Source organism: Acinetobacter piscicola, assembly GCF_002233755.1.
Classification (GTDB): domain Bacteria; phylum Pseudomonadota; class Gammaproteobacteria; order Pseudomonadales; family Moraxellaceae; genus Acinetobacter; species Acinetobacter piscicola.
Genome location: NZ_NIFO01000025.1, coordinates 39,540 through 65,084, shown reverse-complemented (window position 1 = coordinate 65,084; position 25,545 = coordinate 39,540). Strand labels below are relative to the sequence as shown.

Here is a 25,545-nt window from a genome sequence, read left to right as displayed (position 1 = left end):
TATGAGAGTTTATTACTCTCATACAATCACAAGTAGAACAGAATATTGAAAAAAGACTCACATTAAAATTTTTACCGCGATTAATTAATCCCTTATTCGTTCTACAGATTTACGCTTCAACTAAAGGATACCATCACTACATTATTTCACTGATCAGAGAAGCACTGCTATTCGCCCTGCTAGCTGATAGTGACGTTATTACTCAACAGCATTTTTCTTTGGCGTGGGATAAGGGCATTACCTCATATACCAATATGACCACACAGAATCCTTTTCATATGGACACGTCTAAACTAGTACAACGAATGAAGGGTGATCACTGATGCAAGAGAAGCCTTTAATACCAGCAATCCCAATACCATTTCCTGATGAAACCGCTGGAAGTTTTCTCATCCGTCTCATCAAGCTGAATGGGCATATCTATAGCTCAACCTTTTATCGATCTAAAATAGATCTCAAATACAAAGAGACGCTAAGCTCAATAATCACACATGATTATCTCTTCCTTAACATACTCAAGAAATTTCAGCTCCCTCATTCTTTAAAAGAGTTATCGCTCAAAAGGCATAGTTCTACTTTACGTGGGCATGTAATCTGGAAAAATAAACTATCAATACCAGATTATTTTTTCTCAAACGATGTCGAACGATTCTGCCCACTTTGCTTAAAAGAAATACCCTATTGGAGAAAAATTTGGCTAGTTAAACCGTACTATGCCTGTTTGAAGCACCAAATTCGCTTACACACGACTTGCCCCAGATGCCAATCAACGCTCAGTAGTTTGCGTACCGAAATCTGTATTTGTTCAAAGTGCCTAGGCGATATAAGGAATTGCGAAATTGAGGCAGTATCAGATAAACAAATTAAACATATCAGGTGGTTTTTAGCGTTTATAGAGACTGAAGAACAAGAAAAATTCAATTTATTAAAAATCTTCTGGTCCACACTTAAAAAATTTTCAGCCTATGATCCAGCCCCACCCTCAATAGAACTATTGCTTGAAATAACCTATTTATTCTTTATGGATCGTGATTCATCTATAGAAAGGATGGTTGACTGGATATCTCAGAGGTCTCATCAAGTCCATCCAAGAATTCAGCTAGTTCCATTCCTCATTGTGGATACCATGTATTTCGGACAATATACTAAAAAGATTCTTGAACAATTGCCCGTACCCACTGAATTGGCCCCAGAACATTTATTCCACTTATTAACCATTCAGGAAAGCTGCCAAATCTTAGATATATGCTACTCAACGACTAAAAGATGGATAGAAAACAATAAGTTGCATTATGTAGTCTCAAAGGATATTCCTAAAAACCGTAAATTCCTTTCAAGCCGTGATATAGAGTATTTCCTTGTTCAGAAAGCACTTCATCCTTCACCCAAAAAACTAAAACCACCGCCAAGAAAAGATGGGCAAAGACTCACGATTACCGATGTGGCCACTAAACTGAATGTTCATTACGAAAACATTCGGTGTTTGATTAGGACTCGCTATCTAAAAGCAGACAAATTATTAGTCAGATTTAGATGGGCTTATTTTATTAATTCTAAAGACTTAGAGGAATTCAATGAAAAATACATCTTGGTCGGCAGCTTAGCAAAAAAACTAAAAGTTACCCCTCAAAATCTTACTGAAAAGCTTGCCAGTATTGATATTCATCCAATTAGTGGGCCACATATCGATGGAGAATTTAACAACGTATTTTTGCAAGAATCCGTAAGACATTTAAGACAAGAAGTTATTGAGAAAATAGTTAACTATCCGACTCTTACAGGTCGTTATCCTAGTTTTGAGGAGCAACTTCCTAAACCGCTACCAACTTATCTTTCTTTAAATGAAGCAGCAAAGAAACTCCATATCAGTCCAAATAAAACTGCCAGATTAGTCGAAAAAGGCATCCTTGAAAAAGATACATCACATAATTTAAGTATTTCAATCACTATTCAATCTTTAAACATGCTAATCGCAAACCTACACAATCCTAAATTCATATCTGTAAAACTGGCACTTATACGACTAAATTGTTCTGCAAACTGGTTTCATGAATATTGGGTTGAAACAGGTTTTATTCATGTTCACGATTTTCTATACTGGCATTTTGTTGAAAGACATGAGCTTAATAAAGTACTAAGGTTAAAGAAAAGTTACCTTACTGGCACCGAAGCAAGCACTCTTCTCGGCATGCACAAATCTCATGTGACAAACTTAGAGTCCCAAGGTCTAATTGAACCTGTTTATTTCGGAACGCCAAAAATAATTAAATTATTTAAACGAGAAGATGTCTTAAAGCTGAAAGAATTAGGATATGGGGCAATCAACTAAATTACAAATAGTTCGCTTTATATCTCTTATATTATTATTCAGTTAGTCCATTAAACAATGTTGCTCTCTTCACAATAATTAGCGCTGATTACGTTCCTCACGACGTTTTTTGAGACGTGCAACCACCTGATCATGTGGAATTCCAGGTCGTTGATCTGCTTGTGATGCCTCAACTTTGGCTTTGAACCATGCGTTGTATTTAGCCTCATGGTCGGAGCTATCGAACTCGGACACTATAGGATCAAATTCAGTGTTCATATTTGGCTCTCGATCAATATATGGTGTGTTTGGACAATATCGTTGTAAACTAACGGTACAATAAAATCAATTAGTTAAAAATTTCATATCATTCAATTTTTACATTAAAGTCTTAAACTAGGTTTAAGACTTAATTCCATATATTTACAATATAATTTTGGACTAACTTGTTGTTGAAATTATACATTATTATATGTGAGCCTTTAGATATTCAACTTCACACTCTGCAAGGTGTAATAAGTGTCCAAGAGATACTAATCTTGATGCCATAGTTCCATGCCCCCAGGTAACGTCTTCGCCAATACGTACTTTTTCATAAAGCTTATGTGATAAATGTCTCCATATTTGACTTAGGCGAGAATAAATCTGGATTTCAATTCGAATACCATCAGTATAATGAACGTCAAGATGATAAGCGAAGTATCCATTTTGCATCTTTACCTCCTCCTTTGACTCAATTTTTTCAATATCCGTATATAGTGATTCATCGATATTTTTAAAATTTTCAACTAAATCACGCCAGATTAGAATAGTGCTTGCAAATTCACTGGCATATTCAAATGTAGACGTTACAATTGATGTGCGAATTAAGTCCCCAATATGAGACTGAATATTCTCAGAAGTAATATAGTTTTCAGGAAGTCTTCCTTTATTTTTTCTCCATAATTTTTCAATAATGGAGTCTTGAGATTTAAAAAGATTATTATAATTTTCTGGATGTATAGCATTTTCTAAAAGTATTTCTGTTTTTATATCTGATATATCCTTTTTCTTTGAGAGATTAGATAGGCGAATAAAAGTATCAATAGCAGATAGTAGTTGAGCAAGATTATTTAATCGTGTTTTTTGATCGTGCTTAAGTTTATTAAGAAGACTATCAATTTCATCACAGAGTTGTTTATTAGGCTCTATATTTTGATTGTGCCATTCTACATAAATAGCTTTCTTAAAATCCTCAGGAAAGTTACTCATTATTATGCTACCAAATAAAATAGTTTAGATACGCGTTTTGCTAGGCTTTTTATTTCTAAGCTACAATAACTAATTTCAAATGCTTCTGCTATTGATGCAGCTAATTTAAAACCTCGTTCAGACTCATCATCTAAAAAATATGAAAGACCAGAGAAAACCATAATTTCTTGTCCATCCCATCTACTATACTTACCATTATCTTGAACAATATATTCAAATTTTAGTTGTTTTATTTCAAGTTGATGTGCTAATTTTATAGAATCTCCTTTGTAGTCTTCTAATAACTGCTCCCAAATCTTATTTGCCTCTGCATAGTATCTTAATACTTCAGGATCATTACATTTCAATAATTTGAAAGTTAAACTCATTTTGAAATTATCCTCTAATAAATTTTTTGATACTACATCTGGTAGTTCATGGTTTAATATAAATAATCTATGATATGGAATTAAACTTCCTTTCACTAGCTAAGACGAGAGTTCAAGTATGTTTTTCCCATTGCACTTATATGACATGACTAAACGCTCCATCATAATATCTTTAGCAAAAGCAATATGATTTCTGGATGAAGTAAACCAACAGCCTGTCTACAATAACGCATGCTACATTTGAAGTACATACTAATAAATGAACTCCTTTAGCACCATACTTATGTTTTAAGTCACGTAATAATTGTTGTAAACGAGCACAGAATTTCTTCCCACTTGCAGGATTAGGAATAGCCCCATTACCTAAATATTCTGCTTACTATGGGAGGGAGCCCCCATGAAAGGGAACATCCTGAATAGTCAGCCATAGCTGGTACTCTTTTCCCATACCTTGTCCACAACCATCTTTTATTCTTTAGCTATTTTTTTCTTGTGCGAAAAATCTCGATGCTCTACTCATAGAAAAACCCAGCCTACTTTTTTAATCAGTATAGCTAGATTTATTAAGTTTAAAACTTTAATGTTCAGTTTAAAACTATATTACCCAAACATATTTTTTCAAATTCCAATAGGCTTTATCCTTTTTAATAAGAGAGCACATAATTTCTCTGAATCTAGACAAAGTAAAATTTTAGGAGTCTTGGATAGCCCCAAAATCCAAATTATTACCATGTAAGATAAAACGGTAATAAATTGAAAAATAAAGGATATTTTCAAATCAAAACGAATTTTTATACATAAAATAACTTGCAAACAATATAATAAGAATTGGAGAGTAATTCATTAATCTCCATTTTATTATTCTAAAAATATAATTAATTTTAACAACTCTTGCTCTTTCAACGCTCTCCCTCACTATCGCTTTTTGAATATTGTTATAAATCGAGGTTTCTCTTTCCAATTTATATCCCAAACTAACATAATCGTTAATCAATCTCCTCAAAACGTCTCTATCTTTTTTAAAATTATTATTAAATTCATTAAAATAAATATCAAACCCATTAGGAATAAAAATATCTTGATTAAATTCAATTTCATCTAACCCAAGAAATATACTTTTCCAAGTATAGATTTCACTATTACTCTTACTAAGTTTAGAATGTCCCTCTTCATTTTTTAGCTCTAAGAATTTAATTTCTTCTTGCTTAGACCAAACATCATAAACAAAGTCTTCTAATGGGACTTCTTTTATATTTCCGGCCCAGTTATCATTATCAATTAACAAGCCAATTTTTGTATAGCCATTTAGGGGTATACCAAATTTAGCATAAAATCTTTTAGCCATCTCTTCTTTTTCAGGTCGAAAATCTATTTTATTTACCACTGTTTCTTCGGGAAACTGCTTGAGCCATCTTACGATATAGCTCATGACTAGACTACCGACCCTGTTACCACGAAGTGACGTAGGATCTACGAAAATAGCGCCAAGACTGTCTGGGCTACTACTAGAGATACTTGCTCTCCCTCCTAACTCACTATTTATTTTTTTGTCTAAACGATAACTTGAACTAAATAAATTAATTTTATATTGTTCATGCTTAGACAAAGATGTGAATTGTACTTCAATCTCTAACTTTGCCTCATCATAGTAATCATTACTTTCAAAAGTTGAAGAAGCATAAAAGTGGATTACGCCCATTCTCTCATTAGACTTCAAATTATTGATAAAATAGATTTTATTTTCATTATAGCGTTGCATTTTTTAACCTTTTCAAATTAAAGAGTTTCTATCACAGAAAGAACAGACAAAGAAATTAAACCAACAGGACCTAATGAAGTCAGAATATAAAATCTAGTTGAAAACTTGCCAACATCTAGAATTTCAAGCATCCTTTTTAAGAAAAGCTCATTTAATAAATAGACAAACAGAACTAAACCGAACATTGAAAATATAAAGGTAGCGCTATAACTAACAATTAATGAAAAAGAGTCTGGCAACTTATTTAATGAAGTAATTAATTTTTTACTTCCTAATATAATGACGATGATGGCTGCAAATATTGAAATCATTAAATTTAACAATAATTTTAAGAATTCACTTTTCAGCTCTGAATTATTAAGATTCATATAATTTCTCACTTATATATTTATCACAAATATTAGTACGAAATTTCACCTAAAAGATCAATACTCTTACCGAACAAGTACGTCAAAATATGTCGCTCAACAAAATGTCATCTTATGTGTCGTTTTCCTAAAAAATGTCAGCTTATCTGTCGTATTTTCATGAAACTGATTGTCACTTAGCTGTCTAAATCTTTGTTTTATAAAAGGCACCAATGTCAACTTATGTGTCGCGTGACGGTCACGCGACACATAAGTTGTCATTTACGACACATAAAATGTCATTGAGCGACACATTATTTGTCATTCATGAAAAATCCGATTTTTAGAAATCGGATTTTTTATTCGTATTTGATTGCTAATTAGCGTTCTAAACAATTATGAATACAACTAGTACATCTAATTATCCTAAAAATGAATACAACAAACCAGATATTCCTATGAAATAAAAAATAATAATTACTATATCCTGAGCTTCCAATTTAGGTTCTTTTTTATTTTTAAATCTAAATAAAGCGACTATTCCAGTAATAATTAGTAAAATAATACTTATCAACATTATGAAAGCTAACATCAATCCATCATTAATATTTGCAGCACTTAGCATAATTATCCTCTAATACTCTTTATCTAAAATTGTAAATATCGTCTTGTAGTTTCTATTATGATTAACCAATTGGTTAAAACACACTCAACATCACTGAAATAAAAACAAACTTCACTCACAATCTGCTGTACTTTTTTTCATTATATCCACAATATTTGCAATGCAATAAATCGTATTGAGTTGAACATCTTCGTTATCATAACTTCCTGAATGCTCATAACCATTAATCATAAAAGTTTCTTTTGGTGTCCGTGTACTCGCCCGAACATCCTGTCCAGATTGATAACAAACAGTACCATCACCCAGTGATGTTGGCTTGATATCTAAACAAAACGTGGCTTTGTTGGTTTTGGAAATTCGTGATTTCTCATCCAATAAAATTTCTCGCACACCATCTTTTTTATAGGCATTATCATTTAAATTATGCGATTTAGAACCCTCTATTGTTAAAACCGCATCATCTTCCACAACATCAACGTCATCTTCTTTAATATGACTTCGATCGTTTATATTGGGTAACTCAATTAAATTTTTCTTGCCATACAAATCCATTAACTCGATCAATTCTTGTTCACTACTAATATTCAATACTTCCTGACAACGCCACACCACTTGACCAAATGCTTTATGCTCTTGATCCGCACCATAATGTGCATAGGTATTGCTATGATAGGTATCTTTAATATGATCGTGTAGTATTTTTACTATATTTATATTCCGTCTAAAAACATCAAAAGTACTTTCATACCCCTTTTCATTAGCTTCTTGTCTAAGTAAGTCTGCTGGATCGATAAAATCAGAATTCATCATTGCCCACCAACAGTCTTTTCTCTTATATATTTCAGTATAAGGATCAGCTGTTTTAGGCAGTGAAGCAGTGATTTCACCAGAGGGAGTATTGGCTTTTAAGATTAACCATGCTTTGGGATTTTTTGGAAAATCTTGAGTATTGGAATAATTAGGGAATGGTAGCAGTTCTAGACCACCGGGTGCGCTGGCCAAGGTTGCAGTTAATCGCTCTGAAGTATTACCAAACATAAATTTGGTCGCCCATGCTTGAACACTATTCATTAACCCTGTAGAGGCTTTCCAACCATCCCAACCTACGGTTAAGCGTTGATAAACCGCGGGCGCACCACTGGCAGGCATTACCCCATGCACCACTCCCGCAATTTTATCTTTGACCTTCTCATTTTGAATCAATGCTCGAGTCACCAATCCGCCCATAGAATGGGTCACAATAATAAATTTCTTAAATTTTGCTGTGGGGTATTCTTTTTTGACTTGCACCATCACTTCATTATTTAAGCGATCTGCAATTTTGTTTGCCGATTCCATGTTGGTATCTAGCCAATTATAACCACAAGCAAAAACAGGAAATGCATAATCAGCTAATTCTTCATGCTGTTCTAAACTTAACAGTTCAACAGCCTTAGTACTTGACCAGTTTTTAAGTATGTCTTGTGTTTCTTTACTGCCAGATCCAACAATTTTTTCCCACTCAGCAGTACCATTAAATTGGTCTTGTTGATGCTCACTTAGTTTTTTAAATGGATTGTTTAGTTGATTTTCCAAATAAATTAACACCTTGGCATAACCAATGGTAATTACTGAGCCCCAGCCTCGTGCTCTGGCAATCTCTTCAGTAATATAAGGAAGCTGCTTTTTATTTAACTTAATATCACCGTCATACCCCACCTGCGTGGTTTTAGGATTTAAAGCAATTTGACGTTGCATGGCATCTCTTCTGCTATATTTTACTATAGTTGAGATAGACTTCTTGGGATACCAGACTTTGTTTTTCTTTGAATCTTTTAGATTTGATCCCATAATTCCAGGAACAAAAATAATCGGAACCACATATTTCACGGGTGCAGGTATTTGACACTCAGTTTTGATACTATTTGGCGTGGTGTGTGATACATAAGAAACTTTTCCCGACTTATGAATGGTTTCATAAGCATCATGTGTATAGGCATTATTTGACATTTTATTCTCAGTTATTTTTAGTTGGTTTTAAAATTTGCGTATTGTTTTTATGATTGTCTCATATAGTTGTAAGGCTTCTACTTGATATAAGCTACTACTTTCATTACCAAAAGACTCATAACTCGTATCCACTTCAAAATTAATTAAAGGATCTTTATTATTACGTGCCGTACCTGTATGTTCCCATAAAGCACTGATACCATCACGCCCTTTCATTTTTTCAATACCAATCCACTCTTGTGCAGTTAACTGTGCGGTATTCTTTTCACCTTTGCGAATATTACCTTTATTGATTTGATGCTCACTTTGCCCAACCTGTCTTAATTTGTTTTCAATTCTCGGAATCAATTGTGCAGTTTCCCTTGAATTCGTTTCAGCTTCAAAGCGCAAAACCACACTTGGATAATTATTAAAGTCAAATGCTAGTGTTTGTTTACTGTGTCGAAACTTTTGATCATTGTCTTTGATAAAACCTTGATAAATACATTGACCACTTTCTTTTGGAATTTCATGTTCAGGGCGATAACGTAAGTTTTTGACTAGGTTTTGAATGGCTTCATTGCTTTTTTCTGTCCACTTCGGCATATCACTATGCCCACCTTCAATTAGAAATAAAGTCTTTTTATCTAATACAAAACCAAAAACATCTAAAGGATCACCTTTATCCTTTGATGTTTTGCCCTTTAAAATTTTAGTCAATCGACTTTCGAATTGCTGTTCTTGAGGATCTTCCGTTATATGCCAATCACTTCTAGAATACTCTTTTCTCACTTTTTGAATCGCTGCATCAAAATCTTGACGTGTGGCATTTTCTTTGACCGCTATAATAAATGAATCATATTGGTCATATCTTTCCAATGGATTTGCCTCGGCAGGAATCTCCACGGCATAACGTCCTAAACAATAGCTTTTGGTGTTTTTTAAATTGATCATGTTATTTCCTGTATTTTTTAATTCTGATCTTGCTGTAGCACAGCCTGTTGTTGATATACATACAGCGATGAATAGAGAAAAAAGTATTTTATTCATCAATATATCCTAGTAATGTAACAACGGCTTTGGTCATAGAAAGTGAAGTAACATTCTCAGTTTTACCCTTTGAGTCGGTAATTCCCTCAATCGTTTTGCCATCTTCTGTTTTAATTTGATATTTCATATTGGGCATGGCTTTTCCAGCTTTGTTACGTAATACAAATAGCTCGTCATAATCCATTTGCAACTTAGGCATAGCTGCTAGGTCACTACTTAAGGTAGCACCAGACATGGTCTGAATTTGTCCAGCTTTTAAAGTCAATAAACCAGGACAAACAATATCTATATTTCCACCTTCCATCTTGATATAACCACGACCATCACTAATCAATATCCCTTTACCACTTTCAACTTTTACAAAATCGTTAATGGCATAAATATGCATCAGTTCTTGCGAAGCAAGCTTCATACGATCAGCCTGAGATTCAATTTCGACAGGACCTGCACCCGCTTTTATTTTGATACCAGCCGCTTTTGCAAATAATGAAATTCTATCCAAGACATTGGCAAGAAAGCTTCGTCCTGAGAAAATCTGAACATTGCGCTCAGTACTAATATCAATATTGTCTTTGGCTTGGGCAAGAATGCCTTTATCAGCATCCAAAATCAGTGAATCTTGCGTATTTACTGCAATATATGGCGTTGAATCTGATTCATTCCAATTCGGTAATTCATTCTTTAAAGACTCTTGAAGCTCTAATTCAGGTTCCGTCGTTTGATGCCCTTTTGCTGCGTCTTGAATTGCCTTATTTAAACCTAAAGATTTTTCTATATTCTTCTGTAGATTTTTACGATCTAGATGGTTTCCACTCGCATTAGATGCACTTTCAGTACTAATCAAAATACCCTTTGGTGCTCGAACAGCTCCCCAATCATCCGTCCTCAACTCAAAACCTTCACCACGACCTTCACTTTCAGCTTGCTCCTTAGGATGACTTAAATTTCCCAAATTGAGTTGTGTAGCCCCATGACTACTCTGTAATTGAGCACTGATCTGCCCTGTCGTATCATCAAAACGCAGTTGGTTAAAACCCTCACCACTAACTTCTTTGGAACGAATACCACTAAGTTTTTTAGTCGCAGGTAATTTGCCTTTAACATCAAACTTGGTTGGAGAACGTCTTCCTTCATGAATACGTCCCGTCACAAATGGTCGATCTATATTGCCGTCAAAAAAGTCAATAACAACGATTTCATCTTTACGCGGTAAAAATCGTGCTCCATAACCTTCACCTGCCCACGGCGTCAATACATCTACCCATGCAGAATCCATATCACTATCTTTTGACCCCGCTCCGCCATCGTGTGAATGATCTTCATTTCTTGTGAATAAAAATCGAACTTTGATACGTCCCCATTCATCTACATAAATTTCCTCACCATCGCTTACAACTTTAGCTCGTTGTACATATGCAGTTGGGCGATGTTCGAGTGGGTCATATTCTGGAACAATCGCGATATTCCTACGCACAACGACGAGTTCATTTGCCTGACGTTCTTCTGTACTGTCCTTATTCTTTTGCCAATGGCTCAGTCTGAGTAGCCTTTCAACTTGGTCTTGTATATCTTTGGGGAAATTATTCTGATTGTAGAAATGCTTATTGAGTATTAAAAATTCTTTAGCATTATCACTATGATTTTGGTCAAGTTCAGGATGTCCACTCAGTTGAAACCAATAACCAACTTGGGCATCTCGGACACTACTATGCGCTATAAAGTATTTAGCTTGTAGCGCTTGGTATTGACTCAGATGCTTATTCAACTTGTCTAATTGATTATTATTCGAAACTGTTGCTTGATCTTCACCTTTTAAATCACTGATCCATGCGGGTGACAAACTCCATGCCTGTTCAAGGCTTAAACTTTCATTGTGTCTTTGGCTACTGTGTCTGTGCAAACTTAATACTGAACCACTGGCATCTTCTTGACTCAAATAGTCTGCCTGCCAACGTTGTAAATGAATCGCTGTTGATTGTAATTGTCGCTGTGCAATAAAGCTGGTGATCGTGTCATATCGTTCTGTTGCATTTGAGCGATGGTATCGAATTGCTCTTCGTTCAAGCGCTTTAAATTGTGCATTATCATCAATTAAACGTAGTTTCTGTGGCTCGATACTTTGACTCTGTGTAGATACAATATTATGAGATTCATCAATCAACCAATTAATGGATTCTTCACGCATTATTCTGGTTAAATATGTAAAATCGCTTTCATTCGACTGCATCCAAAAGGGGCGTATATCGTACTCTTTTGTTAAACCGGTCAAATCCAGTTTTAAACTACTCGTGAATAAGGCACTTCGCTGCTGCCACTCCTTGAAAATCACATGAATAATTTCCACGATAGTCTTATTCATAAATACGCGACTATTGCGTCTTTTATGCCATAAACTGGTTGCATCTTGCATGGTTAAACGATAAAGCGTAAATGCACCATCAGATTGCCCTTGACTCGTACCTGTAATTATACCTGTGGTTCTAAACAGTTGTCCTAAATCGGTAACTTGATCAACAGCCACTTGGCAACCTATAAATTCTTTTAAAGCGATATATGGATTTGTCGATAAGCAAATGAGTTCTGCGGATAACCCTTCATTAATTTCATGATATCCATCAATCCGTTGTAACACGACCTGAGCGTTCAATTCTTCATTTGAAAACTGAGCAGTTATGGCACGCTTTCGTGTGCTGTAGCCTAATTTATCCAAAATACCAAAAATATTATTTATCATTATTATGACCTATTATTAATTAATAAATCTTAATAATTATATAAGTAATATTCAACTTCTAAAGTATTTCATTTTGTTTAAGTTCGGTTAAAAGTCATCTGTAACCTTGCACCACAAAACGCCCTATCTGATATTTTTCTTGTATTTGAATGATCGTTAAAGATGCATAGAATCCTTCATGTCTAGTTTTCAGCAAATACCAATAAGCACACTACCTAAAGCACACTACCTATTCTCACTATATTCATATTAATCGTACTCCAAATTAAAAAATTCCCTATTTATTTTCAGGTTTTTATCATTTTTTATGATTTAGCAATGTATTCCTACGTGTTTTTCCTTTAAAATAGACTTACTATCTTTTTGTAATTCGTCTCCACCTCTCTCCAATGTACAAGTTTCATTGTGTGGTTGTACGATAAAACATGCCTTTGAAAATTCGCGTGGCTAATAAATTGTAATGACTCAAACATCACATGATTCTATGGAATCGGTTTCCCACATCCGAGTATTGGATGAATGGCATGAAACCATTCCAGAGGATTTATATATTCCACCAGCTGCATTCGAAATTCTGCTTGAACATTTCGAAGGACCACTCGACTTTTTAATTTATTTGATTCAAAAAAACGGTTTTGATTTATTACAACTCGATATCGCGCCAATCGCCGCTCAATATTTGTCTTATATGGACAATATGAAGTCTTTGAATATCGAGTTGACCGCAGATTATATGGTCATGGCAGCGTTATTGGCAGATTTAAAATCTCGTTTATTATTGCCAAAACCTAAAACTGTTCATATTGAAAAAGATCCAAAACAAGAATTAATTGACCGACTAGAAACCTATTTACGTATCAAAAAAGCAGCCGAACGTTTAGGTCAAATGCCTGTTTTAGATCGGGATACTTATATGACCAGTGTTTCTATCGGCCATATTCCCAAAGTGTATGAAGGCTATGAAGTTGACATGTTAAGAGATGCACTATTCTGCATTTTCAATCGTCCAGAGCCGATCACACACAAAATCGAACAAGAACCTGTTTTACTTGATGAACGAATCGCCTATATTGAACATATGGTTAAAACAGGCGAGGTTCTCAATTTTCAAGAGTTACTCAAGCCAAGCCAAGGTCGTATGGGAATGGTCGTTACTTTTATGGCAGTTTTAGAATTAACACGTCAGCAAAAAATTCAAATTATTTCTTCAGGCATTGAAGCTCCGCTTTCGATTCAAGGAGTGTATGCATGACAATTGATCAAAATAATGCCTTCAATGTTGATGGCTCTCAACATGATCATCATCATGAAGTTTTAATGCAATTGGAAGCCATTATTTTTGCAAGCGATGCGCCAGTATCATTGGCTCGTTTAAAAGAAGCCTTTCAAGATCAATATTCTAAACAGCAATTACGCCAACACTTGCAACAATTGTCTATTTTACAACATGGTCGTTCGATTGAACTGGTTGAAACCGCTTTAGGCTATCGCTTTCAAGTTCGTGCAAAATATCGAAACGTTATTGCGCAGGTTTGGCCTGATCGACCAACAAGATTATCTCCATCACTGTTAGAAACAGTTGCAGTGATCGCTTATCATCAGCCCGTGACTCGTGCTGATATCGAGCAAATACGTGGAGTAACGAATAATAGTCAGATATTGAGGACATTATTCGATTGGAACTGGATTAAAGAATCTGGTTTCCGAGAACTCCCTGGAAGACCTGCGTTGTTAGTCACAACGCCACAATTTTTAAATGCTTTTGGTCTAATTTCTCTAGATCAATTGCCTCCCCTGCAGGACGCCAAGGAAGCTTTTATGGCTTTGGATGCGCAAGCTCCAAAGTCTTAAATAGGTGCACTGTTGATGATTATTTCTAAGGTTATGCTGTCATGAGTGAAAAATTGCAAAAGGTACTCGCACGAGTTGGTTTGGGCTCTCGCCGTTATATGGAAGAGGTCATTGCGGCTGGTCGTGTAAGTGTCAATGGGCAGGTTGCTCAAGTGGGTGAACGTATCGAACCAACAGATGAGCTTCGCATCGATGGTCGTAAGGTTCAATTCCAAATTGAAGATGAAATTCGCCGCCGTGTCTTGATTTATTACAAACCAGAAGGTGAAATCTGTTCACGTAATGATCCAGAGTCACGTCCAACTGTATTTGAACATCTTCCGACGATTGCCAATGAACGTTGGGTGATGGTTGGTCGTCTAGATATCAACTCTACAGGTTTACTACTTTTCACAAATGATGGTGAGCTTGCAAATCGCTTAATGCACCCTTCAAATGAAATTGAACGTGAATATGCTGTTCGTGTGATGGGCGAAGTTACCCCTCAATTAAAAAACAACATGACCAAAGGTGTTGTTTTAGATGATGGCCCTGCTAAGTTTGAATCTTTCACTGAAATTGGTGGTGAAGGGATTAACCGTTGGTATCAGGTTGTGGTAAAAGAAGGTCGTAACCGTGAGGTTCGTCGTATTTTTGAATCACAAGGTTTAAAAGTAAGCCGTTTATTACGTACCCGTTATGGCACAGTAATTTTACCACGCGAGCTTCGTACAGGTCGTTGGATGGAACTCGATAAAAATGATATCGATAACCTAACCAAAGCTGTTGAACTTAAACCACGTCAAGGTACTGGTTTATTTGGTATGGCTAAACGTCGTACTGAACGTATGCAAGATAAACCTTTGGCTGCTCGTCGTGGTGGCTTTTTACGCCAACAACGTCGTGATAGCGAAGGTGAAGTGATTCAAAGCAATCAGCAAGATCAGCGTGAGTCTCAACCAAGTACAAATCAATATGGTCAAAACCGTTCAGAAAATCGCGCTGACAATCGCAATGAACGCTCAGAAAACCGTTTCAACAAAGTACGTTCAAGTGGCAATAGCTATAACAGTAGTCGCTCGGATAGCCGTTCCGACAATCGTGGTAACAGCTATAACAATGAACGTTCTGAAAATCGTTATGGTCAAAATAAGCGTTCTGAAGGTCGTCCTAGTTTCAATGAACGTCGTGACTATTCAGATCGTCAAGAACGTACTGAACAACCTGAAAAGAAAAAACCTTTTGTTGTAAATAAAGGATTTAAAAAGTTTTAATTCGTTAAAACTTTCAGTCTGAATAAAAAGCCACTCGTTTGAGTGGCTTTTTACATTTTCAGAATTCAGCAAATACTAGATAACATGCTCTACATTCGCTTGAGGAATAGCACTCAATAAGCGTTTGGTGTACTCATGTTTTGGCGCTCGATACAATTCATCCGAATTTTCAATCTCGACAATATCACCATGATTCATCACCATAATTTGATCTGAAATATATTTAACAACAGACAAATCATGTGAAATAAAGATATAGCTTAAGCCAAACTCATCTTGTAAATCTTGAAGCAAATTCAAAACTTGTGCTTGTACAGAGACATCGAGTGCAGAAACAGATTCATCACAAATCAATATTTCAGGCTTCAATGTTAAACAACGTGCAATCGCAATACGTTGACGCTGCCCACCTGAAAACTCATGTGGATAACGATCAAAAGCTTGCGCAGGTAAACTGACACGCTCTAATAACTCAAGCGCCATTTTTTTACGTTCTGCATCATTCGCCCCAATGTGATGAACTTGCATCGGCTCCATCAGAATCTGCCCCACAGTAAACCGTGGATTCAAAGATGCATATGGGTTCTGGAAAATAATTTGAATTTTACGTTGATACTGAGCAAATTCTTTTTCAGACATTGCTAAAATATCTTTACCTTCAAATAATGCTTTTCCACCCGTTGATTCTTGCAGGCGCATCAACAATAAACCAATCGTGGTTTTACCTGAACCAGACTCCCCCACTAAACCTAAGGTTTTACCTTTAGCCAGTTTAAAAGAAGCGCCTTTCACCGCTTTAAATTCATCTTTTCCAAAAAGACCTTTACGGCTATAAAAAGATTTTTTAAGGTCTTGGACTTCAAGAATGATCTCTTCATTTCCAACCAAACCACGACTACGTTCAGCACGATTCGCATCAGATAAACTCAGCGCCTCTACCAATTGGTCGCCTTCCTGCTTCATAAAGTCGCTAATCATCGGTAAACGAAATGGGCGATGTGACAGTTGCGGACGACACATTAACAATGCTTTGGTGTAAGCATCTTTAGGATGCTCCAAAACATCTTTGGCTAAGCCTTGCTCACGGATTTCACCATGACGCATGACAATAACTTCATCGGCAATTTCACTCACCAAAGCCAAATCATGGGTAATAAACAGCATCGACATTTGACGGCGCTTACGTAAATCTTCAAGTAAATCCAAAATTTGCTTTTGAATGGTGACATCTAATGCCGTCGTCGGTTCATCGGCAATCAATAGCTTAGGTTCACAGGCGATCGCCATCGCGATCATGACACGCTGCTGTTGGCCGCCTGAAAGTTGACTCGGATATGCATCAATTTTGGTTTCAGGTAAAGGAATACCCACTTCTTTCAATAATTCTAAAGCACGTTGTCTAGCTTGTTTACGGTTCATATTGAGATGTAAGCGTAGGATTTCCGCAATCTGATCGCCCACAGTAAAAACTGGATTCAATGAAGACATTGGCTCCTGAAAAATCATGGCAATTTCTTTACCACACATTTCTCGCATCTTCTTAGGCGGTAAACTGAGTAAGTCTATGCCTTCAAAAATGATTTTACTTTTTTCAGAAATTCGAGATTGCCCCACAGGTAACAACCCCATTGTTGCAAGTGAAGTCACCGACTTACCACTACCAGACTCACCCACGAGTGCAACTGTGGTATTCGGTGGAATTTCAAAAGAAATTCCCTTCACCGTTTCAACGAATTGTTTATTTTCACCTTTAAAGCTAACGCTTAGATTTTCTACACGAAGCAGCGCAGAAGTTGTAGTTTGTTGTTCTGACATTCTGACGCTCCTTATTTCAGTTTAGGGTCTAATGCATCACGCAATGCATCTGTAAACATTGAAAATGCGGTTACCAAAATAGCCATAGCGACTGAAGCGGCAACCAATTGCCACCATTTTCCTAAAATCAATTCACTTTGCGCTTCATTCAGCATACTTCCCCATGACACTACGCCAACAGGAACACCAAAACCTAAGAAGCTTAGAATGACTTCAGACTTAATGAATGCAACCACAAGAATCGACATTTGTACCAGAGCAATATGGCTTACATTCGGGAAAATATGTACGAACATACGACGGTAATGACTTACCCCAATCGCTTTAGCAGCAAGTACATACTCACGAGAAGTATGTTTCATATATTCAGCACGAACTAAACGAAACACGCCTGTCCATCCCGTTAGCCCGAGAATCAGGACGATTGAGAGTATCCCTTTTTGTTGCAATACCGCGGCGATTGCCAAAACTAACAACAAGTATGGAATCGAAGTGAAAATGTTATAAAACCAGTTCAGAACATCATCCACCCAACCACCAAAGTAACCTGCGATTGCACCTAGAATTGTACCAATCACTACGGCTACCAAAGCAGAAATCACACCCACAATAATCGAAGTTTCAGCACCTTTAATGGTTTTAAGCAGAACATCCTGCCCCCATTTATCCGCACCAAAAGGCAAAGTTTGTTTTAATTCAGTTTGCTGATCAAGTAAGTGTCCACCTAATTGCTGATCAATGGCTTTCATATCTTCAGCCAAAGGATCTTGCACACCATAATAGTCAATCACACCACCTGAACTTTGCTCAGTTGCAATTTGCGTATTTAACTCTTTAATCACATCTTTTAAAGGGTCGACAGGATTTTCAGGCAATGCTTCAACGACAGCTGCTTTTTTAGCAGGATCAGCAGTGCTTTGCTCTGCGCCTATAAAGGTTGGTGGTGCATAACTGACTGCGACTTCTTTATTCCAGTTTGATGCAATAACACCTGTCATCGACAGAATAAGCATGACGAAATAACACAGCACAACAAATAGCGAAACCATCGCAATTCGATCGGCTTTTAAGCGACGCATGGCTAAACGCCATAATCCGGGAGAAGCTGAATGATCTTGAGCTTCAGCTTTGCTTTTTAATAAAGTTCCAAGCATGGCTCACCTACTTCAACTGTACACGTGGATCAATCACTTTATAAATCAAGTCAGCGATCAAGTTAAAAATCATTGTTGCAGCAGCGACATAAACCGTAATGGCTTTAATTACTGGAAAATCACTACGCTCTACCGCAATAATGACTTCTCGCCCAATGCCCGGAATACCAAAGAAACGTTCAATTAAAAATGCACCAATCAATAATGCAGGCAAACTTGCCATCACATCGGTGACAATCGGAATCGAAGCATTACGTAATACATGTATGCCAAGAATACGGCTTTCACCAACACCTTTGGCACGTGCAGTACGCACATAATCTTGATTGACTTCATCTAAAACAAAGCTACGGTATAAACGTAGTGTCGGTGCAATACTCACCACTAACATGATGAGAATAGGCAACAACGAGTATTTTAAAAGGTTTTCGCTCAGGCTATCACTCCAGCCTTGCACTGGGAACCAACCAAGCTTGTAAGCCAAACCATATTGGAAAACAATGATATACACCAAAATACTGATCGACATACCAATCGTACACAGCATCATCACCATACGGTCAGTCAAAGAACCACGTACTGCAGCAACAGCTAAAGCAAGTACAATTGAAATCACGGTTTGTAAAATAACCAATGGAATCAAAATGGTAAGTGAAGGCCCTAAGCGCGTCAGGATAATGTCCGATACTGACTCCCCCGTACTCCAACTAAAACCATAATCAAAAGTGACGATTTGTTTGATAAATATCCACAACTGGACGTAATAAGGTTGATCCACCCCCAATTGCTGACGGATATTTTCAATTTGTTCTGGATTCGCCATTTTTCCTGCAAGAATATAAGCTGGATCGCCACCGACCCAGTTAAATAGGAAAAATATGAGCAAAACAACACCCAACATCGTGGGTATCATTTGCCAAATACGGCGTATGATATATGCCAACATAGTATTAATTCCTTTTAATCACGTTGACCAGTAATTTCATCAAAAAAGGCCTTGTTATCAGGCTCACGTCCTAAGAAATCCACCACCAGCTGTGATGCCTTCTTTTGACCACCTTGAGATAAAATCGTTTGACGATAACGTTGTCCAACTTCTGGATTATTTAAATTATTTCCAAATGCTGACAACATATCTAAGGCCATCACCTCAGACCACATATAACCATAATAACCGACTTGGTAACCACCCATGATATGCCCAAACTGACCTGGGAATTCTGTGGTTGGTACATAACCTAAAGCTGTAGCACCTTCCAATTTCTTCCACACATCTAAAGGCTGAGTTTTAAGTGCATCTGCTGTGTGTAATGCCATATCGTATTGAGCATATAAAGTTTGGCGTGAATAGAACAAACCTCGTCCATAATTATTCACAGCTTTTAGCTTGGCAATCAGTTCATCATCGATCCGTGGGCAAGCAGGTTTACAATAATCTGCGAGTTTAGATAAGCTCTCTTTGCGACGTGCCCATTCTTCATACATTTGAGAAGGTGCTTCAACAAAATCACGCTCTACCGCAGTACCAGATTGAGATGCATAACGGGTATTCGACAAAATACCATGTAAAGCATGTCCAAACTCATGTACAAAAGTTTCTAACTCATCACTGTTTAAACCTTTACGGTTAAAATTCGTCACCAAAGCTGAAATTGGTTTACGCTGTGTAAGTGTACTTCCACCTTTTACACCCCAAACTGCGGCATGACCATATTTCCCTTCACGAGGGAATTTGTCCATATACAAGCCACCAAGCAATTGGCCTGTTTTTTTATCAGTTACATCATAGTATTCAACTTCATCTTGCCAAACATCCACTTTGGCAGGTTTAAATTCGATACCATATAAGTCAGATGAAATGGCAAATAACCAGTCTTGAGATGCTTGCGTTGGAAAATATTCGCGCATTTTTTCTTGATCAATTTTATATTTGGCTTGGCGTAACTTCTCGCTCCAATAGCCCTCACTCCAACGATCAATTTCAGCTTTTTCAACAGGTATTTTTAACGTTTCAGCTTTAAACTGACGTAATTCTTGTACTTCTTTTTTCTCTAAAGGTGCAACGGTACTGTGTACTTCATTTAAGAATTTATTCACAGTTTCAGGATTTTTCGCCATGCGATTCTTAAGTGCCCAATCTGCATAGCTAGTATTACCAAACAATTGTGCAAGCTCATGGCGCAAATCCATCGCTTGTTTCAGTAAAACCAAATTCTTTTCTGTACCACGACGCGTATAGGCGATTTGATAACGCTTACGTGCATCATCATTATCCGCCAATTCCATAAATGGACGATACTCTGGTGAATCAAAGCCAAGTAAGTAATTACCCTTTTCATTTTTCTTCAAAGCAGAAATATAACTTTCAGGTAAACCTTTTAATTCAGCAGGTGTAAATTCTAATTTTTCAGGATTGTCACGAATATTACGTGCATATTCCTGTTGAATCTTGGTGAGTTCATCTAGGATTGCTTTTAAACGTGCTTGTTTTTTTGCAGGAAGTTGAATACCTGTATCTTCAAAGCCATCTAATATGTCTTGACGATATTTGGTATCTATCTCATTGCTGCCTTTGATTTTTTTAATCTGCTGATAGAGCTTTGAGTTTTGATAAACTTCAGTTTGGAATTGGCTAATTTTAACTTCACAATCTTCAGCAGCTTTACGTAAGTCTGCACTCGGGTCAACATTACTATATAAATTAATTGGGCCATAAAAGTCTTCAAACTCAGCAAAAATCTGATCCCATTTGGCTAAAATTGGCCCTGCCTCTGCATTGTCCTTCAATTTAATTTTTTCAAAATCACTCAGCTTACTTTTAATCTTTGCAATAGTCGCATCACACTGTGCTGGAATATCTTTTGTCTGAAACTTCGGTAAGGTACTGCGTTCAGTATCTGCAAAAGCAACTTGGCTAATCCCCATGCTTAACATACACAGTGCTGTCAGTTTAAACGATTGATTTTTCATATTTTCTCCAATTTTCAATTTATTCATTTTTCTACATCATTCAATTTTGCTTACTTTTTAATGTCGAAATACATCCATTCCGAAGGAATAATTGGATGCTTTTTGAATCCAATCACACGGGGTTGAGCGAGTGCATTTCTATAACGGGTCGATTCCATTTGAACTGGCATATAAACTTCGAGAATACGTGCCATTTTACGATAGAGCGCATCACGTTCAGGTCCCGGATTCATTTTCTGGGTTTGTTCATATAAGCGATCAAATTCAGGAATTTTCATACAACCATTATTGGTGACATGAATATTTTTACTGTAGAACAACTGCATAAAGTTGTCTGCATCAGGATAGTCGGCAATCCAAGCTGAGCCTTTAAACATAGTTTTACATTGTTTTTCGGCTTTTAAAGCTTCAGCAAACGGCATCGATTTGGTGGTCATTTTGATTTTGATATTGTCTAAAGTCTTTTTCCAAAACTCTGCACCTTGTTGGCTCTTTAATGTATTTCCTGACAAAGTCATTTCAATCACAAGTGGCTTACCATTCGGTAGTGTCCGCCAACCATCAGCGCCGACTTTATAGTTATAACGGTCTAAGAGTAAATTTGCTGCTTTGACAGAATAAGGAATACTGGTTTTATAATTCGGGTCATGCCCCACAATGCCATAAGGAATTGGATATTGCAGTTTTTGTGCATCACCTTTTAACAAAATTTTAATTTGATTATCTGGCGAATATGCCATTGCCATTGCACGACGCAAAGCAATTTTATCTTTGGTCAAGCCACCGACCACAGGGTTTTGCATATTCCAATAATGATAATCAATAGAAGGATCAACAATACGGGAAAGTTGTACACCCTTTTTAACTAATTCAGGCTTTAACTTGCCATCCTGAATCGCTTGCACAGTAAGCTCACCATCTAAAACAAAAAGATCTGTTTCATCCTTACTGAAAGATAGCCAACGAGATTGTCCTTCTTCCATCACTTGAATATCGACAACGCCAATTTGAGGCATTTTTTTGCCTTTCATCGCATTGACGATTTTCTGATCTTCAGGTGAAGAGGCTTTGAAATCCCAAACATAACCACGGAAATCTGGATTTGCTTTGAGAATAATACGCGAACCCGGCGTCCATTTAGAAAGAACATAAGGCCCTGTACCAACAGGATTTGCCATCGCAAAGCCTGCTTTGTCCCGATAATGTTCAATCACTTCTCTTGCCACAGCACCCGCGGGTTGATGTGCCAATAACATTGGGAAATTTTGATCTGGCTGTTTGAGTTTAATGACTAAGGTATAACGATCTGGAGCATACAAACCTTCAACTGGCATATCATAATTGAACTTGCCGGTTTTTTTAGCTTGTGCAAGAACTTTATCCATACCTACAATTTTGTCATCAAACAACCAACTATTTGGTGAACGTAGAGATGGATCAAGCAACCGTTTATAAGAATAAACATAATCTTGCGCAGTTAACTCACGTGGCTTACCTTTAAATACAGGGTCTTTAGCAAAATAAATCCCTTTTTGGACTTTAAAGGTATAAGTCAAACCATCTTTACTAACTTCAGGCATAGCAACAGCTGTACGCGTTGTTAACTTTGCAGGAGATGCTAAGTAATCGTAGGTATATAAACCTTCAAAAATAGAGTTATGTACATGTGCAGAATATAAGTCATGTGTTCCAGCTGGATCGAAACCCGTTTCAGCCACAGGAAAAACATAACGCAAAACTTTATTTGGATCAGCTGGACTTTTTGCAAATACATTCATCGTGCCTGTGAGAAACATACTTCCCAATAAAACACTCACCCCGATTTGCTTTAATTTCCGATTGAGATTGTCCTTCATCATTTTCATCAACTTAAATATGGTTATTTTTTGATAGGCTGTACATCAAGATATTGCCATGTGGTATTCATCATTGGATGGGCTTTATAGCCTTGTACTTGAGGATGGATTAACCAGTTTCGAACACGTGTCGTATGCACAATCCATGGATTGTCTGCTTCAATTTGACGATTCATTTGTTCATAGAAAGATTGTCGTTTTTCAGGTAATAATGCCATTGCCTTATCATAAAGTGAATCATAGGCTTTTGACTCATAGCAGCTTAAATTACCACGTGCAGAATTTGGCCCATAAAGCAATTGTGCAAAGTTTTCACCTTCAGGAAAATCTGCAATCCATGCACCGCCCCACATCATATATTTACATTGCATGGCTTCTTTCATGTTGTCGGCAAAGTTGCTGACTTTAAATTCAGCACGAACACCAATGGCATCTAAATTTTTCTTCCAAAGCTCTGAATGAATCACTGAACTTGAGCTATTTTCTGTATTGTATCTAAGCGTGAGAGGCTGACCATTTGGCAAAGTACGATAGCCATCCTTACCCTTTTTATAACCAAATCGATCGAGTAATTTATTAGCAAGTAATGGGTTGTATCCCACACTACTTCTATATTTAGGATTATTGCCTTGTACACCATCTGGAACAAACATTTCAGCTTTAACCGCTTGTCCTTTGTAAAGCTGTTTTATGGCTTCTGTTTGGTTATAAGACATACTAATCGCACGGCGTAAAGCAATTTTATCTAAGCTGCCCCCCCCCACAATCGGATCTTTCATATTGAACATGGTGTAAGTAATTTCAGGATCTTTGTTCGGAAAATGCTGAATACCCAGTTGTTGTAATTCGGGTTTCAGTTTATTTCCGTTTAATGCTTGTGGAACTGCATTTGAAGTTAATTTATCAAAATCGAGTTGCCCTGATTTAAATGCAAGCCAACGAGACTGTTCTTCTTCAATAATACTGACCGTTACTTTACCGACTTGGGGCATTTTCTTGCCTGACATTTCTTTGACTAGCTTGTTATCCCAAGCTGTACCCGTTGATTTGAAATTCCAAACGAAGCCACGGTATTCAGGGTTTGCAACCAATTCAATTTTACTACGTGGCACATATTTACTCAGTTGATATGGCCCTGTTCCAACAGGATGCTGTCCAACACGGTCACCATAAAACTCAACCACTTCTCTTGCCGTTCCACTAAAAGCAACATAGGCGAGAATGTATTGAAAATTATAATCAGGTCGAGTCAATGTAAATTGCAATGTATAACGATCTATAGCTTTTAAGCCTGCGATCGGTGCATCGTAATCAAACTTTCCTGTTTTTTTTGCATTTGCAACCGCTTGGTCCATGCCAACGATTTTTCCATCAATAAAATTAAATGCAGGCGAACGGTTTTTTGGATCACTAATTCGTTGTATTGAATAAATATAATCTTGAGCAGTAAGTTCTCGGGCTTTGCCTTTAAAAGCAGGATCGGCAGAGTAATAAATACCTGGACGAATTTTAAAGGTGTACACCTTACCTTCTTGTTCGATTTTTGGCATGGCTTGAGCAGTATTTGGAACCAATACGACAGGACGAGCAAGGTAATCGTATTTCAATAATGGCTCAAATATGACTTCAGCAATGTTGCCACTATAAAAATTATAGGTTTTCACCATATCAAAACCGTCATCTGGCGCTTCAAATGCCAAATTTAATACTTTATCTGGCTGAGCTGGTGACTTTGCAATTGCCACTCCCCCATAACTGATTGCACAAGTCATCAACGCAACTTGTAAAAACTTGAGTTCCAAATTTATACCTACATTTTTATAAAATAAGATTATGTTTTGACAGAACTTTTTACTGTGTTTATCATCCTGTACTTCACTGCCTTTAGCACTGTACTACAACGCTAAACTAACCATAGTGAAAAATTGGACAATAGAACAGTATTAAATGTAAAGCGAATTTCATGCCACCACTCCTAATCCGGGCTTGATTTAGGTTCTTTTTACCGTAAAAACATCTGCGATAATTCATTATTTATCATGTATCGACATCCTATCGATTACCACAACCATTACTTAAATATTAAATTCAGATAACTAATATCAGAACAATTCATAATGCACAATTAAAATGCACTGACGAGTCAAAATTGCTCACTTATTTTATCAAAGGCTATATTTTTACACACAATAGACTGATTATAAATAATTTATAAACAACATCAAATTCATAAAAA

The 25,545-nt window shown here is 36.7% G+C and carries 18 protein-coding genes and 2 pseudogenes; 5 read left to right on the top strand and 15 right to left on the bottom strand.

Going from position 1 to position 25,545, the window contains the following annotated elements:
- Nucleotides 1-26 precede the first annotated feature (26 nt).
- Together CDA10_RS14475 and CDA10_RS14470 are read left to right on the top strand one after the other, a co-directional pair.
- Nucleotides 27-323, top strand: a pseudogene (locus tag CDA10_RS14475) (TniB family NTP-binding protein); the annotation flags it as partial.
- Nucleotides 323-2,329: a TniQ family protein gene (locus tag CDA10_RS14470; protein ID WP_089606281.1), complete on the top strand. Its 2,007-nt coding sequence runs from the start codon at nucleotides 323-325 to the stop codon at nucleotides 2,327-2,329. The pseudogene CDA10_RS14475 and the gene CDA10_RS14470, both read left to right, overlap by 1 nt.
- A 78-nt stretch (nucleotides 2,330-2,407) precedes the next feature.
- On the opposite strand, the gene relB is transcribed toward CDA10_RS14470, so the two are convergent.
- From relB to CDA10_RS14425, 9 genes are all read right to left on the bottom strand, one after another.
- On the bottom strand, nucleotides 2,408-2,587 hold the full coding sequence (relB, locus tag CDA10_RS14465; RefSeq protein WP_089606280.1) for a type II toxin-antitoxin system RelB family antitoxin: 180 nt from the start codon (nucleotides 2,585-2,587) through the stop codon (nucleotides 2,408-2,410).
- A gap of 189 nt (nucleotides 2,588-2,776) precedes the next feature.
- A complete protein-coding gene (locus tag CDA10_RS14460; protein WP_089606279.1) occupies nucleotides 2,777-3,559 on the bottom strand; it encodes a hypothetical protein in 783 nt (260 codons plus the stop codon).
- 2 nt (nucleotides 3,560-3,561) lie between these two features.
- Nucleotides 3,562-3,927: a hypothetical protein gene (locus CDA10_RS14455; RefSeq protein ID WP_089606278.1), complete on the bottom strand. Its 366-nt coding sequence runs from the start codon at nucleotides 3,925-3,927 to the stop codon at nucleotides 3,562-3,564.
- A 778-nt stretch (nucleotides 3,928-4,705) separates the two neighbouring features.
- Nucleotides 4,706-5,686: a GNAT family N-acetyltransferase gene (locus CDA10_RS14450; RefSeq protein WP_089606277.1), complete on the bottom strand. Its 981-nt coding sequence runs from the start codon at nucleotides 5,684-5,686 to the stop codon at nucleotides 4,706-4,708.
- A gap of 17 nt (nucleotides 5,687-5,703) precedes the next feature.
- A complete protein-coding gene (locus CDA10_RS14445; RefSeq protein ID WP_089606276.1) occupies nucleotides 5,704-6,054 on the bottom strand; it encodes a hypothetical protein in 351 nt (116 codons plus the stop codon).
- Between the two features lie 400 nt (nucleotides 6,055-6,454).
- Nucleotides 6,455-6,658 carry a hypothetical protein gene (locus CDA10_RS14440; protein WP_089606275.1) on the bottom strand — a complete coding sequence of 68 codons (204 nt, stop codon included), beginning with the start codon at nucleotides 6,656-6,658 and terminating at the stop codon, nucleotides 6,455-6,457.
- 111 nt (nucleotides 6,659-6,769) lie between these two features.
- Entirely contained in the window at nucleotides 6,770-8,647 is a 1,878-nt protein-coding gene (locus tag CDA10_RS14435; protein WP_089606274.1) for an esterase/lipase family protein, read from the bottom strand.
- Nucleotides 8,648-8,674: 27 nt separating this feature from the next.
- Nucleotides 8,675-9,676, bottom strand: coding sequence for a T6SS immunity protein Tli4 family protein (locus CDA10_RS14430; RefSeq protein WP_089606273.1), 1,002 nt, complete (start codon nucleotides 9,674-9,676; stop codon nucleotides 8,675-8,677).
- Nucleotides 9,669-12,410: a type VI secretion system Vgr family protein gene (locus CDA10_RS14425; protein WP_089606272.1), complete on the bottom strand. Its 2,742-nt coding sequence runs from the start codon at nucleotides 12,408-12,410 to the stop codon at nucleotides 9,669-9,671. The genes CDA10_RS14430 and CDA10_RS14425 overlap by 8 nt, the downstream gene beginning before the upstream one ends.
- A 460-nt stretch (nucleotides 12,411-12,870) precedes the next feature.
- Between CDA10_RS14425 and CDA10_RS14420 the strand changes: the two genes are divergently transcribed.
- The 3 genes and pseudogenes from CDA10_RS14420 to rluB all read left to right on the top strand — a co-directional run.
- Nucleotides 12,871-13,662, top strand: a complete 792-nt coding sequence (locus CDA10_RS14420) for a segregation and condensation protein A (protein ID WP_089606271.1) — start codon at nucleotides 12,871-12,873, stop codon at nucleotides 13,660-13,662.
- Entirely contained in the window at nucleotides 13,659-14,261 is a 603-nt protein-coding gene (gene scpB / locus CDA10_RS14415) for an SMC-Scp complex subunit ScpB (protein WP_010115100.1), read from the top strand. Before CDA10_RS14420 ends, scpB begins: the two co-directional genes overlap by 4 nt.
- A 41-nt stretch (nucleotides 14,262-14,302) precedes the next feature.
- Nucleotides 14,303-15,196, top strand: a pseudogene (rluB, locus tag CDA10_RS14410) (23S rRNA pseudouridine(2605) synthase RluB); the annotation flags it as partial.
- A gap of 393 nt (nucleotides 15,197-15,589) precedes the next feature.
- On the opposite strand, the gene CDA10_RS14405 reads toward rluB, so the two are convergent.
- The 6 genes from CDA10_RS14405 to CDA10_RS14380 form a co-directional block, all read right to left on the bottom strand.
- Nucleotides 15,590-17,329: an ABC transporter ATP-binding protein gene (locus tag CDA10_RS14405; protein WP_089606269.1), complete on the bottom strand. Its 1,740-nt coding sequence runs from the start codon at nucleotides 17,327-17,329 to the stop codon at nucleotides 15,590-15,592.
- Between the two features lie 11 nt (nucleotides 17,330-17,340).
- Nucleotides 17,341-18,483, bottom strand: a complete 1,143-nt coding sequence (locus CDA10_RS14400) for an ABC transporter permease (RefSeq protein WP_089606268.1) — start codon at nucleotides 18,481-18,483, stop codon at nucleotides 17,341-17,343.
- 7 nt (nucleotides 18,484-18,490) lie between these two features.
- Entirely contained in the window at nucleotides 18,491-19,429 is a 939-nt protein-coding gene (locus CDA10_RS14395; RefSeq protein WP_089606267.1) for an ABC transporter permease, read from the bottom strand.
- Nucleotides 19,430-19,443: 14 nt separating this feature from the next.
- Entirely contained in the window at nucleotides 19,444-21,480 is a 2,037-nt protein-coding gene (locus CDA10_RS14390; RefSeq protein WP_171334000.1) for a M3 family metallopeptidase, read from the bottom strand.
- Between the two features lie 23 nt (nucleotides 21,481-21,503).
- Nucleotides 21,504-23,249 carry an ABC transporter substrate-binding protein gene (locus CDA10_RS14385; RefSeq protein ID WP_407640382.1) on the bottom strand — a complete coding sequence of 582 codons (1,746 nt, stop codon included), beginning with the start codon at nucleotides 23,247-23,249 and terminating at the stop codon, nucleotides 21,504-21,506.
- A gap of 83 nt (nucleotides 23,250-23,332) precedes the next feature.
- The gene (locus tag CDA10_RS14380; protein ID WP_228704644.1) at nucleotides 23,333-25,081 is read right to left on the bottom strand and encodes an ABC transporter substrate-binding protein; all 1,749 of its coding nucleotides are present in this window, start codon (nucleotides 25,079-25,081) and stop codon (nucleotides 23,333-23,335) included.
- Nucleotides 25,082-25,545: the final 464 nt, after the last annotated feature.